The sequence below is a fragment of the Microcoleus sp. PH2017_24_DOB_U_A genome (assembly GCF_020738205.1).
Taxonomy (GTDB): domain Bacteria; phylum Cyanobacteriota; class Cyanobacteriia; order Cyanobacteriales; family Microcoleaceae; genus Microcoleus.
Map to the genome: position 1 here is coordinate 1 of NZ_JAEQCT010000067.1, position 13,517 is coordinate 13,517.

A 13,517-nucleotide genomic window follows, 5' to 3' on the forward strand; every position below is an offset into this window, starting at 1 on the left:
CGACAACCTGTTAGGCAACTTAGGAAATGACACAATTAATGCTGGCAACGGCAACGATCTTGTGTTTGGTAATGAAGGTACAGACTTGCTGTTTGGTGGGGCAGGAAATGACACGGTTTATGCCGGCAAAGAAAACGACAGTCTCGATGGCGGTATTGGCAACGACTTGCTGGTTGGTAACGATGAAAACGATCTTCTCTGCGGCGATACTGGTAACGATACGCTTTTCGGCGGTAAGGGTAACGATCTCCTCGCTGGCGGTGCTGGTTCCGATTTCCTTTCCGGGGATATAGGAGATGATACTTTGACTGGCGGTTCGGGAAATGATGTATTTCTACTAAATCAAAGTTTGGGTAGTGACATCATTACTGATTTCCGCAAGGGCGAGGATTTAATTGGGTTGGCTCCCGGTTTGAGTTTCAATCAACTCAGCATTACATCTAGCAACAATCAAGCCTTGATTAGCGTCACAGGTAGCAATCAGTTGTTAGCGAAGCTTAACGGTGTTGCTGCGAATGCTCTCACCGCTACCGATTTTATCACTCTGTAGTTACCTCTTTTGTGCAGCAGTGCGATCGACAGTTAAAACCCCTGACAGTTGACAGTTAATAGTCTAAGATATTGTAGGGTGCGTCAGCGATTAGCCTAATTTTTAGGTAGTCCGCCATCCGTGCCTGACGCACCCTACTACTACTTTATTCCTTCGATTGCCAGGACTAAAGTCCTCACTACAAACTCATTCTATCGACAATGATATGAATTGTTAATTGTCAATTTTTCAATATTAAAAAATAAAAATAATTTGCAGATCCACTTCTGAATTTTCCCGAATTATTTCAATGCGATCGATAAACTCTCGAAAATAAAACCTGCGTTCCGATTCCGACAAATCCAGCCAAAATTGGGGAAGAGAAACAGTTTGAGCAGTTTCTCGCAAATTTACGGGGGGCATTTTCGCTAATTTACTTTGCAGTTCTGCAACTTCTGTGCGGATGTCCAAAATGCCGCTTTCAATCAGGGCGGGAAGTTGTTCTATAATTTTTTGTTTAGATGCGATCGCCCCGGCAATTCCGGCTTTGATTCCTTGGATGTCCGGCATTTGCAACTGGGCGATCGCATCGGGCAAATCGCGACAAATCCCTGCTATGGTTAATTGCAACACTTCTTCGTAGGAAATGCCGCTGCATTTAGGCTGTTGGGAACAGTTAATCGGTCGCAAATAAAGGTATTCTTTGTCTTTGCGGTAGGCTGTGACTTTCGCAACTGTCATGGACGATTTGCACTCGGCGCAAATTGCTAAACCTGCGAGGGAACGCGGGGCGCTGGCGCTGCGGGGAGCAAGGCGACTGTTACGCCGCAGCAATCTGTCTACTTGGGCGGCTTCTTCTCTGGAAATAATCGGGACGTGGGTGTTAGAAATTACTTCACCGTTTTGATATTCTAAATCGCCTCGGTAGGCGGGATTTGTCAGCCAGCGGCGGCCTGTGCTGACGGAGATTTTTTTGTTGTATTTCTTTGCTAAATGGCGCACGGAACCGCGCAGGGAACCGTAGATGAGAAAGTGTTCAAAAAAGTCTTTGACGGCGGGGGAGGCGGTTTTGTCGATCGCATATTTGTCTTTGCCGCGCCGATAGCCGTAGGGGGCTTTTCCGGGTGGGGGAAGGGATTTGATGCGGTTGCGGGCGTGTCCTTTGCGAATGCTGCGGCTGTGTTGGCTGCGCTGGAGTTCGGCGAGGAGTTTGAGCAAATTAACTCTATTTTCTGTTTGTTTTTCGTCTGTGACAATTAGTTGGATGCCGAGGTTTTCTAGTTGTTCGAGGTGGGCGCACACTTGCTGTACTGTGTCGCCGAGTTCTTCAAAACGCTGAATTAGCAGGTATTTGACTGGTTCTGTTTGGCAGTCTTTTAGCAGTTGCTGGAGTTGCTGGCGCCCTCCTAAGTCTTGGTAGGTGCGATCGACCTCTTGGCCCCAAATTTCGGCTGCTGGTGCGGCTTCTAGCAGCGGTTCGGTGTAAGAGTAGGCGATGATTTTCATCTGTTACTCGCTGAGTTCAATGATATTCCCGTCTGGATCTTGGGTAAATAATGCCGATCGACCTGACGCGCTCATTTGTACGGGGCAATTGTGAGCGATTAATTGCTCTTTGGCTGCCTCTAAGTTAGCCACAGCAAACGCTAGATGTCGATTGCGCCCCAATTTCTCATGGTCTACGGCATCTGGTATAATTGTTGCCGCTAGAATTAGGTGTATCTGGAAGTTACCGATTTGATACCAGATTCCGGAAAATTTTAATTCGCGATCGATTTTTTGCAGTCCTAATACATTGCTGTAAAAGTGTTGGGATTTTTCGAGGTTGGAAACGAGCAGGGCGCTGTGGAGGGCTTGATTAATTTGCATTTTTGTTTGGTATTTATTTTTGTTTTTATTTTAACCGCTGATGAACGCTGATTTGTTGATGTTGGTAGAATTTTTGATAGGATAACATTATTAGTCCCCCTTAATACCGTCACAAAAATTCATAAACTGTAGCTAGAGCTTTTAAAACGTAATTCCGTCCGTTGAAGATACCTATCTATTGTAGCATTTCTATTGAGCTGAGGTACTCTCGGCAGTTAATTAACAATTCCTCAATTCCCCAATCTCAAAGCAAAAAATGGAAGGGTGCATCTCAATGCAAGCGAATATATCCGTAGGGGCGAAGCATGACCGCAGTCAATATGAGATTATAACTAATAATTTATATGCGGTCATGCTTCGCCCTCTTCAAAAGTGAGATGCACCCTAAAATCTCAAATCTGAACCTGTACCTCATCTATCTGAGAAAAGCTATATGGCCTCAACTCTTTGGCAATTTCGCCTCCGCACCGCCCTCGTAGTTCCCTTTGTCCTGCAAATCGTTGCAGCCGTTGGCTTAGTCGGTTATCTTTCCTTCCGCAACGGACAACAAGCGGTAACGCATTTGGCTAACCAGTTAATGACTCAGGTGAGCGATCGCACTTATCGGCACTTAGATGATTATCTCTTAACTCCCCATCAAATTAATCAAATCAATATCGATGCGATCGAAACCAGATTGCTCGACATAAATAACTTAGATATTGCGGGACTTTATTTTTGGAAACAGGTGCAAGCATTCGATAATCTTGGCTTCATTTCCTATGGACTTTCAGATGGACGCTTCATTGGTGCTGGGCCAGTAAGACCGGGAGAAGGCATCAGCATTGCCGAAGTTTCAGCAAGGACAAACTGGAAAATTAACGCCCATTTAACCGACCGCCAGGGCAATCGAATTAAGGTAACACAGGTTGCTCCTTACGATACCGTGAAATTAGAATGGTACACTCAGGCAGCTCAAGCCGGGAAACCTATCTGGACTTCTGTTTATTCGCTAGATGAGCTTAACTTTATTGCTGTAGGGGCAATGCGTCCCATGTATGCCAAGGGCAAGCTAATCGGAGTGATCGGGGTCGATTTACAACTATCCAATATTACTACATTTCTGCACAACTTAAACTTTAGCAAATCCGGGCGAATTTTCATCATGGAACGAGACGGACAATTGATTGGAAATTCTGGCCCACAACCCTCTTTTATCAAGGTAAATAATCAAGTCAAACGCTTTAGCGCTCTCAACATCTCCGATCCTGCGATCCAAGCTGCTACTAAAGCGTTGCAAGAACGGTTCGGTAGCTTTAAAAATATTAAAAATAGCCAAAAAATTAATATTAAAATTAAAGGTGAAAATTACTTTGTCCTCGTTGCTCCGTGGAAAGACAAGTTTGGGTTGGACTGGCCGATCGTAACGGTGGTTCCAGAATCTGATTTCATGGATAAAATTAATGCCAATACCCGCACCACAATTCTATTGTGTGCGATCGCATTTACTGTGGCAACGGCAATTGGAATTTTCACAGCCCGCTGGATTGCTAGCCCCATTGAAGCCATCACCCAAGCTTCGGAAGACATGGCTAACGGCGCTCTCGACAGACAGGTAAAAACTAGCTCCCTCATGGAACTAAAAAAACTTGCCAACTCCTTTAACAGCATGGCAGGACAACTCAAAGAATCCTTTGAAACTCTAGAAGATAAAGTTACAGAACGCACCACTGAACTCGCCACAGCTAACGCCGAAATTGTGACGCTCAATCACCGACTAAAAGCCGAAAATATGCGGATGAGTGCCGAACTATACATCCTCAAACAAATGCAGCAGTTGATTTTGCCTAAACACCAAGAAATGGAGGCAATTGAAGACTTAGATATTGCCGGATTCATGGAACCAGCCGATGAAGTAGGTGGCGATTATTACGATATTCTCCAGACTGAAGGTGTGGTGACTATTGGCATCGGCGATGTCACCGGACATGGCTTAGAAAGCGGTATTTTGATGGTAATGACTCAAGCGGTTGTCCGCACTCTTCACGAAATGCCCGAATTAAATCCGGTGCGCTTTTTAGATATTCTTAATCGCACTATTTATCTAAATATTCAGCGCATGAATTCAGATAAGAATTTGACGCTTGCTATCCTCAATTATGCCAATGGCAAAATCTGCATCAGTGGCCAGCATGAGGAAACTATTGTCGTTAGAAAAAGCGGTCAAATCGAGCGGATAGATACAATGGATTTGGGATTCCCGATTGGTTTAGACGAAAACATTTCAGAGTTGATTGACCAGGTTGTAGTAGAGTTAGAACCGGGGGACGGGGTGGTGCTATATACCGATGGCATTCCCGAAGCCAGAAATATCAACAAAAAATTCTACGGAATTGAAAGACTCTGTGAAGTGGTTTCGATTAATTGGCATAAAAGCGCCGAACAAATTAAGCAATCAGCCATTGAAGATTTGCGGGGATTTATTGGAGAACAAAAGGTTTTTGATGACATTACCTTGGTGGTTCTTAAAAAAAAGGATTAAGTCCTGTCTATCCCATAGAGTGTTCTGGATACAATGTTGGCAATCTGAAAATGACACCAAATAGTCCCGATCGCCATTTATCTTTCATCGCTCAGGCCCAACACACTCGATCGCTATTATTGTACCCTTTCCGACAAAACAAATAGCGATGCACTAATAAATTTGTAGGGAATTCAACCAACAGGAAGCTGGATATCCCAGATGTGACTGGAACAGGCTCCCGCTTCCCGGAAGCAAGCGCTTCAAAGATTTTTAACAAAATTCATGAGACGTGCGATGGTTAGCGCTCGACATATCATTATTTTTTGTCAAATCTTCCCGAAATCTTGGGAGCAGTAGTAAACTAATAAATAATGAACACAAACAAGTTTGATAGTGCTTAAACATAACTTACGCGCAGGCAGCCAGAAACCGGGTTTTTTTACTACAATACAGAGGTTGTAGCCAGCGGATTAGGTAAAAAACCCGGTTATGAAGGTCGGAGTGCGTAAGTCCTCTTAAACCAAAAGCTGACTAGGATTTAGCAACTATGACCCCGATCTCAATTCCCGGCTACCGCATGAGCGAACAACTCTACTCCGGCACCCGAACCTTGGTTTATCGAGGTTTTTCGGAATCAGACAATCGACCAGTAGTCATCAAATTGCTCAAGTCTGAGTATCCGACTTTCACCGAACTGGTGCAGTTTCGCAATCAGTACACCATTGCCAAAAATATTGATAATTCCGGTATAGTCAAACATTTAAGTCTGGAAACATATCGTAACGGTTTTGCTTTAGTAATGGAGGACTTTGGCGGTATTTCTCTGGCTGAATACATCACCAACGATGCTTTTGGAGTCCAGGGTAAATTCACCAATCGCCTAGCCATCTTTTTGCAAATAGCCATTCAAATTTGCTCGACATTAGAAATAATATATCGCAGCGGCATTATTCACAAGGATATCAAACCACAGAATATTATAATCAACCCTACAACCAAAGAAATCAAACTTATAGATTTTAGCATCTCATCGTTTTTGCCTAAGGAAAATCAAGAAATCAAAAACCCCAATATCTTGGAAGGGACATTAGCTTATATGTCTCCCGAACAAACTGGCAGAATGAATCGTGGGATTGACTACCGCACCGATTTTTACTCGCTAGGAGTAACTTTTTATGAACTGTTGACAGGACAATTGCCATTCCAATCTAAGGAGCAGATTGAGTTGGTTCACTGTCACATTGCTCGCCATCCAATTCCCCCGATCGCCCTAAATCCTGCCATCCCCCAAGTATTGAATGACATCGTGCTAAAACTGATGGCTAAAACAGCGGAAGCACGCTATCAAACAGCTTTTGGTATCAAACACGATTTAGAAAAATGCTTAAAAGAATACTCAGATTGTGGCACTATTCAACTGTTTGAATTAGGCAGCAGAGACATTTCCGAATGCTTTGTGATTCCAGAAAAACTTTATGGCAGAGAAAGCGAAGTTTCGAGCCTATTAGCAGCCTTCGGGCGCGTTGCCTGTCTCCAGGAAAATCCCCCAGCATCCGATTTGGAGGTTTCCTCTTCTAACAGCCGAGAACCGCATAAAATCCCCCGTACAGCTACTACCGAAATCATGCTGGTAACGGGTTTTTCTGGGATTGGCAAAACCGCTGTGATTAACGAAGTTCACAAGCCCATAGTTCAGCAGCGGGGATACTTTATCAAAGGGAAATTTGACCAATTCAAGCGCGATATTCCCTTTTCGGCATGGGTACAAGCTCTGCAAAGTTTTATGCGGCAATTGCTGACAGAAAGTGCTGCTCGCGTTCAGCAGTGGCAAGCCCAAATTTTGTCAGCTTTAGGGGATAATGCTCAGGTAATTATTGATGTTATCCCAGAATTAGAACTGCTGATTGGCAAGCAACCTGTTGTACCGGAACTAGAACCAAATTCTGCACTAAATCGCTTCAATCTATTATTTCAAAAGTTCCTTCGTGTCTTTGCTACCAAAAATCACCCCTTAGTCATTTTCTTAGATGATTTGCAATGGGCAGATTCAGGATCTCTGAAATTAATGCAATTGTTGGTGGGCGAATCAGAAGGTCAACATTTGTTGCTAATTGGCGCCTATCGAGATAATGAAGTGTCCAAGGTTCATCCATTAATGCTGACTTTATCAGAGATTCGCAAGCTAGGTGGGGGTTCATCTTCTCTACAAAAACAGGGGAGCGCTCGCTCGGGCACTATAATTAATCAAATTACTCTCGCGCCACTTTCAATATTTGACTTGAATCGTCTGGTTGCTGATGCTTTAAGTTGTGCGATCGACAGAGCTCTTTCCTTGACAGAAATCATTTTCAAAAAAACTAATGGAAATCCTTTTTTTAGCAATCAATTCCTCAAGAAACTCCACGAAGATAAGTTAATCTATTTCGATTTTGCATCCCGATTGCCAGGGGGAGATAGGGGTGGTTGGCAGTGCGATCTTACTAAAATCAGAGAATTGGCAGTCAGCGATGATGTAGTCGAGTTTGTTGCGAATAACTTGCAGAAATTGCCGATCGCTACTCAAGATGTTTTAAAATTAGCTGCTTGTATTGGTAGCCAATTTGATTTAGAAACTTTAGCGCTAGTCTGCGAAAATTCTCAAATAGACACCGCAGCCTCCTTGTGGAAAGCATTGCAAGAAGGCTTAATTTTACCGCAAAGCGAAGTTTACAAATTTTTTGCAGACGATCGGGAGTCTGCACAATTGCCTGTTGCCGATCGTCAATTGCCAAGTTACAAATTTTTGCACGATCGCGTTCAACAAGCCGCCTATTCTTTGATTCCAGACGACGCAAAGCAGTCAACTCACCTGAAAATTGGCAGATTGCTGCTGCACAAGGGCGGGCACGCACCATCCACCGCCCCTACGGAAGAGCGGATATTTGATATTGTCAACCACTTGAACATGGGAGTGGACTTAATTTGCGATCGCACCGAAAGACATCAACTAGCTTCCTTGAATTTAATTGCTGGGCGCAAAGCTAAAAATTCCACAGCTTATGCTGCTGCTGTTGATTACTTAACTACCGGCAGAAATCTGCTACCAGATGATAGCTGGACGAATTTATACGACTTGACGCTCGATCTTTATGTAGAAGCGGTTGCAGCCGAATATTTGAATACCAATTTCGATTTATCGCACCAACTGGCCCAAATAGTTCTATCTCGATCGCACAATCTCCTCGATCAATTCCGAGTTTACGAAGCGCAAATTCAGTCTTATATTGCCCAAAATCAGATGAAATCGGCAGTGGATACTGGATTGCAAGTTCTGGGAATGCTGGGTGTTGCTTTGGAAACACAACTGCCGGCGGTGGTGCAGATACCCGCTTTAGCTAATCTGGCAGAAATCAACGATCGTTATAAAATTGCTGCTTTGAGGGTTTTATGTGCGATCGCATCTGCCGCTTATCTAGCTAGTCCAGAACTTTACCCAGCCGTTGTCTTTACAATGGCACATATTTGCAGCAAATACGGAAACTCTCCACCTGCTAGTTATGCCTATGCTTGTTGCAGCTTAATCTGTCAAACAATCGGAGACATTGAATTAGGCTATCAATACGGTCAACTATCTTTGCAAGTATTAGATAAATTTCCCTCCACAGAATTTGAATCTAAAGTTATAATGGTCTACAATGCTTGCGTGAGACATTGGAAAGAACCTAGTCGAGCGACAATACCGTCTTTGATGTCAGCAGTCCACAGCGGTTTAGAAAGCGGCGATATCGAGTATGCTTGCTATTCTGCTATGTATCTTTGCATCTACAGCTTCTTTAGCGGTGAAGATTTAACATCTGTAGATCTAAAATACGACCAATATCTTGAATTAATGCTCAATTCCAAGCAAGAATATCAGACTTATTATACCCAGATATGGCGACAGCTAACATTAAATTTACAAGGATTAGCTGAGGACAAATGTCGGTTAGTTGGCGATAGTTTTAATGAAGATGAACTGCTGCCTGTTTTGCTAGCAGCCAATAATGTTTCTTCCCTCTTTGGAGTTTATTTTGCTAAATTGGTTGTCAACTATTTGTTTGGCGATCGCGAAAGTGCCGTAGAAAATGCCCAGCTAGCAGAGCAATATGTCGTTGGTGTCGGTTCGCTGATGATGGTACCGCAGCACAACTTTTACCATTCCCTAGCCCTGCTGGCGCTGTATCCCGATGCTGAGCCGATCGCGCGATCGCAATATTTGACCCAAGTGAGAGCCAATCAGGAAAAAATGCAAACCTGGGCATTCCACGCACCGATGAATTACCAACACAAGTATGACTTAGTAGCAGCAGAAATAGCACGAATATTGGGAGACAGGCTCGAAGCCATCGATTTGTACGATCGCGCCATTGCTACCGCCAAACAAAACCAATACCTTCAAGAAGAAGCACTCTTCAGCGAACTTACAGCTAAATTCTACCTGGAATTAGGCAAAGATAAAATTGCCCGCGTCTATCTAACAGACGCTTACTACGCTTATGCTCGCTGGGGTTCCCAGGCAAAAGTCCATGATTTACAACAAAAATATTCCCAATTGCTCGGCCCCATTCTCCAACAAGACAACACTTTTTATACAGGAGAGACAATTGCTGAAACAATTGTGGCAGAGATTACTTCCAGCAGCCAAAATGTTTCCAATTTCCTCGACCTAGAAACAGTAATTAAAGCTTCTCAAGCCATATCGGGAGAAATCAATGTCGAGGAACTGCTATCAACCTTAATCCGAATACTGATCGAAAATGCAGGTGCATCCAAAGGCTCTCTGATCTTAGAAAGGGATAGTAAATTATTGATTGTTGCTAAATGTTTAGACAAACAGTCTTATTTGCCAAATATTCCAGTTTCTCAAAGCCAAGATCTTCCCATCACAGCCATTAACTACGTCTGGCGTACCAGAGAAACCTTGGTAATTAACGATATTGCTGTAGAAAATATCTTTGCAGCAGATCCCTACATTATTCAGCACCAACCCAAATCTGTATTGTGTACTCCCATTGTCAACAAAGGTCAAGCGATCGGCATTCTGTACTTAGAAAACAGTCTCGCCACAGGTGCATTTACTGCTGACAGATTAGAAGTATTAAAAATCCTATCTTCCCAAGCTGCTATCTCCATTGAAAATGCTCTGCTCTATCAAACTCTAGAAGATAAAGTAGAAGAACGTACTGCCGAACTTGCTCAAGCTAATCAAGCAATTTCTGCCCTCAACCAGCGCCTCAAAAACGAAAATGTTCGGATGAGTGCAGAACTCGATATCATCAAACAAATGCAGCAGTTAATTCTACCAAAGCCAGCGGAATTAGCAGCAATTGCAGAGTTAGATATTGCAGGATTTATGGAAGCAGCCGATGAAGTTGGTGGCGATTACTACGACGTACTTTTTAATGATGGGGTGGTAACGCTCTGCATTGGTGATGTCACCGGACACGGACTAGAAAGTGGTATTTTGATGGTGATGACTCAAACGGCTGTTCGCACTCTCCAGGAAGTTAAAGAACTTGACCCTGTGCGCTTTTTAGATATCCTGAACCGCACTATTTATAAAAATATTCAGCGGATGAACTCGGACAAAAACCTGACGCTAGCTCTCCTCAATTACGCAGACAGCCAAATTAGTATTAGCGGTCAACATGAGGAAACTCTCGTAGTCCGAAAAGGCGGTAAGATTGAACGCATTGACATGATGGATTTAGGATTTCCCATAGGCTTAGATGAGGATATTTCAGATTGGATCGGTCATCTTTTAGTAGACTTAGAGCCGGGGGATGGTGTCGTGCTTTACACTGATGGCATCCCCGAAGCTAGAAATATCCACAAACAATTCTACGGCCTGGAAAGACTCTGTGCTGTGGTTTCTCAAAACTGGCATTTGAGCGCCGAACAAATCAAGCAATCTGCGATCGATGATTTGCGAAAATTCATTGGAGCGCAAAAGGTATTTGATGACATTACTTTGCTAGTATTGAAGCAACAGGGAAATCTTGTGCATAATTTATGATTGACGGTCATCAACCAGGTTTATAACATCGCTGTTTCATTGAGTGGCGAAGCATCGAAGCAGAAGCCGGATTTGCAGAGCCGCCCGTGTAAGTTATAGTAATGAACAGCGAGCGAGTGAAACAATTTTACGTTCCCAGATTCGGGAGTATAAATTATGAACCCCAAAATAAATTTAGCACAATCTACATCTACAGAATCACTCAATACCCAGCTACAGAATTTGATGCAAAAACTTGAGGAAGCCGAAGAGGAAAAAAATAGCTATGAAACTTTAGTAGACATTATCACGGAACACTCCACCGCTCTGGAAAAGCAGATCCGTCATAAAAATAGAGAAATGCAGACTTACATTCACCAGGTAAAAAAGGTGATAGATGCAGCTATTGCTGTGAAAAACAACAGCTTTGAACCCCAGATATTGTCAGAGGTGGCGGCGCGCAGTGATGCACTGGGAGAACTGGCACAGGTGTTCTCGCATATGGTGCAAACGGTGAAAGCGCGGGAACAGGAATTAGAGAAACTTTTGCAAGCCTACGGACGTTTTGTCCCCGATGAATATCTCCAATTTCTGGGAAAGAAAAGCATTGTAGATTTCCAGCTTGGAGATCGCGTCAGCAAAGAAATGGCAATCATGTTTTCGGATTTGCGTTCGTTTACAACGATGGCGGAGCAAATGACTCCTCAAGAAAACTTCAATTTCATCAATACATACTTACAGCAAATTAGTCCCGAAATTCGCAAGCACAACGGTTTTATTGTCAAGTATATGGGAGATGGACTGATGGCAGTTTTTCCCGACGGCGTTGATGATGCTATTCAGGCGGGAATTATGAAGGTTGAACAGTTGCAAAAATTAAATCAAAGCCGTAAAATAAATGGGGAGATACCGCTGAATATTGGCATCGGTATCCATGTCGGTGATACGATGGTTGCAATTATTGGAGATGCCAATCGGATGCAAGCTGATGCGCTGTCCGATCATGTCAATCTCACGGCTCGTCTGGAAAGTTTAACTAAGTATTATGGCGTCTCTTTATTAATTTCAGGAGATGTGGTAAAACGTTTGAGTCAACCCGAAAAGTATCATATTCGATTTTTGGATCGGGCAATTGTCAAAGGTAGACAAGAAGCCATTACTGTTTGTGAGGTGTTAGATGTTGAAGTAGAACCTGTGCGATCGCTCAAAATTCAAACTTTGCCTATTTTTGACGAAGGTCTAGAACAATATTGTCAGGGAAATTTTGCTAATGCCCAAGATTGTTTTGAACATATAGTAGAGCTAAATCCTGCTGACAAACCCAGCCAAATTTACCTAAGACGCATCCAAGAATTGTTAGAAAAGAGTCTTCCCGCTAACTGGAATGGCGTCTGGAAATTTACCCAGAAGTGACATTGACACATTAACAGGAGGCAGAAAAATAATGACATCTGGAAGTTTACAAACTATGACACAAGTCTTTGGAGAATTCATCGACCAGTTTCCACCGGAACACGACTCCCTAGAACTTACATTTACGCCAAGTTCTCGCCCCATCAAGCAGCGCTGGCGCAACAATAGGGTATCGGCTCATTTTGTTGCCGATTATTTGTCCAGCTTTCTCCCGGTGGACGAGCAGGATGCTAGCAGCGAGAAACGGATTAAACAAAGTAAGGGAGCTGTGAGCTACATTGCTAATGAACTATTAGAAAATGCCATCAAGTTTACTGATGATAATTGCAATCATAAGGTAAGGTTTGGGATACACTTTATAGGAGAATCTGATGTGACTGCCGTAATTTTTGCCACTAACTATGTGCAGCAACCAGCGGCTAATAAATTGCAGGAATTCATTGCAGAACTGTTTAATTCCGACTCTGATGAACTATATTTACAGCAGCTTGAAAAGAATGCTGAATCTGAAAGTGAAACATCGGGACTGGGATTGCTGACGATGATTAATGACTATTCAGCTAAGATTGGTTGGAAATTTGAGAGGATCTCTGATGGTTCCAATATGCTAGCTATTACGACAATCGTTCAAATTAGCGTTTAATTTCAATTTTTTTAAGATTGACGAATTCACAAATGGATACAAGCCCCCCCCACACTTCTCAGTGGTTAACCCCAAATTTTAGACCGAAGTTGAACCTCCTAAATTGATCTGTGGAGTCAATCTCAAATCGAAAAATGGAAATCGACTGATTCTTTTGTCCCACAATAATTCACTCAGGAAACGACAAAACAATGGATATTCAGGAAATCAAAGGTCAAGACTACTGTATTCAATACGATCCAAAATCGGTGACAGTCTGTTTCCAAGGCGAACTCAGCTTAGATGGAGCGCCAGATTATAAGCCAATCGTCGATCTATTAGATGAGGTAGCTAATCCCGAACCGCCTACTATTACCTTGAACCTAACAAAATTGGATTTTGTTAATAGTTCTGGTATTAATATGCTGTCTAAGTTTGTGATTAGTGTACGGAAAAAGAAAACGATTCAACTTTTGGTAGTGGGTTCACAAGATGTTCCTTGGCAACAGAAATCTCTCAAGAATCTAGAAAAGCTATTGCCAACTTTGAAGTTACAATTGGAGTAGGT

Annotated in this window: 8 protein-coding genes; 6 read left to right on the top strand and 2 right to left on the bottom strand. The window is 42.9% G+C overall.

Annotation, left to right across the window (positions count from 1 at the left end):
- Positions 1-550, top strand: a 550-nt coding sequence (locus JGK07_RS19220) for a calcium-binding protein (RefSeq protein WP_293204856.1), incomplete at its 5' end; no start/stop codon positions are given.
- Between the two features lie 234 nt (positions 551-784).
- Here JGK07_RS19220 and JGK07_RS19225 read toward each other — a convergent pair.
- Together JGK07_RS19225 and JGK07_RS19230 are read right to left on the bottom strand one after the other, a co-directional pair.
- Positions 785-2,035, bottom strand: a complete 1,251-nt coding sequence (locus JGK07_RS19225; RefSeq protein WP_293290998.1) for a recombinase family protein — start codon at positions 2,033-2,035, stop codon at positions 785-787.
- 3 nt (positions 2,036-2,038) lie between these two features.
- Positions 2,039-2,398 (bottom strand): VOC family protein, encoded by a 360-nt coding sequence (locus JGK07_RS19230; RefSeq protein WP_293185933.1) that lies wholly within the window; start codon positions 2,396-2,398, stop codon positions 2,039-2,041.
- Positions 2,399-2,831: 433 nt separating this feature from the next.
- Between JGK07_RS19230 and JGK07_RS19235 the strand changes: the two genes are divergently transcribed.
- From JGK07_RS19235 to JGK07_RS19255, 5 genes are all read left to right on the top strand, one after another.
- Entirely contained in the window at positions 2,832-4,919 is a 2,088-nt protein-coding gene (locus JGK07_RS19235) for a SpoIIE family protein phosphatase (RefSeq protein ID WP_293193470.1), read from the top strand.
- A 529-nt stretch (positions 4,920-5,448) separates the two neighbouring features.
- On the top strand, positions 5,449-10,935 hold the full coding sequence (locus tag JGK07_RS19240; RefSeq protein WP_293241530.1) for an AAA family ATPase: 5,487 nt from the start codon (positions 5,449-5,451) through the stop codon (positions 10,933-10,935).
- Between the two features lie 156 nt (positions 10,936-11,091).
- Positions 11,092-12,327, top strand: a complete 1,236-nt coding sequence (locus tag JGK07_RS19245) for an adenylate/guanylate cyclase domain-containing protein (protein ID WP_293241527.1) — start codon at positions 11,092-11,094, stop codon at positions 12,325-12,327.
- A gap of 55 nt (positions 12,328-12,382) precedes the next feature.
- Entirely contained in the window at positions 12,383-12,970 is a 588-nt protein-coding gene (locus JGK07_RS19250) for a DUF6272 family protein (RefSeq protein ID WP_293185927.1), read from the top strand.
- A gap of 191 nt (positions 12,971-13,161) precedes the next feature.
- The gene (locus JGK07_RS19255; protein WP_293185925.1) at positions 13,162-13,515 is read left to right on the top strand and encodes an STAS domain-containing protein; all 354 of its coding nucleotides are present in this window, start codon (positions 13,162-13,164) and stop codon (positions 13,513-13,515) included.
- Positions 13,516-13,517: the final 2 nt, after the last annotated feature.

What these genes read in the sequence shown, in the direction of transcription:
- JGK07_RS19225 (WP_293290998.1), bottom strand. Translation starts at nt 2,035, where the DNA reads ATGAAAATCATCGCCTACTCTTACACCGAACCGCTGCTAGAAGCCGCA.
- JGK07_RS19230 (WP_293185933.1), bottom strand. Translation starts at nt 2,398, where the DNA reads ATGCAAATTAATCAAGCCCTCCACAGCGCCCTGCTCGTTTCCAACCTC.
- JGK07_RS19255 (WP_293185925.1), top strand. Translation starts at nt 13,162, where the DNA reads ATGGATATTCAGGAAATCAAAGGTCAAGACTACTGTATTCAATACGAT.
- JGK07_RS19245 (WP_293241527.1), top strand. Translation starts at nt 11,092, where the DNA reads ATGAACCCCAAAATAAATTTAGCACAATCTACATCTACAGAATCACTC.
- JGK07_RS19250 (WP_293185927.1), top strand. Translation starts at nt 12,383, where the DNA reads ATGACACAAGTCTTTGGAGAATTCATCGACCAGTTTCCACCGGAACAC.
- JGK07_RS19235 (WP_293193470.1), top strand. Translation starts at nt 2,832, where the DNA reads ATGGCCTCAACTCTTTGGCAATTTCGCCTCCGCACCGCCCTCGTAGTT.
- JGK07_RS19240 (WP_293241530.1), top strand. Translation starts at nt 5,449, where the DNA reads ATGACCCCGATCTCAATTCCCGGCTACCGCATGAGCGAACAACTCTAC.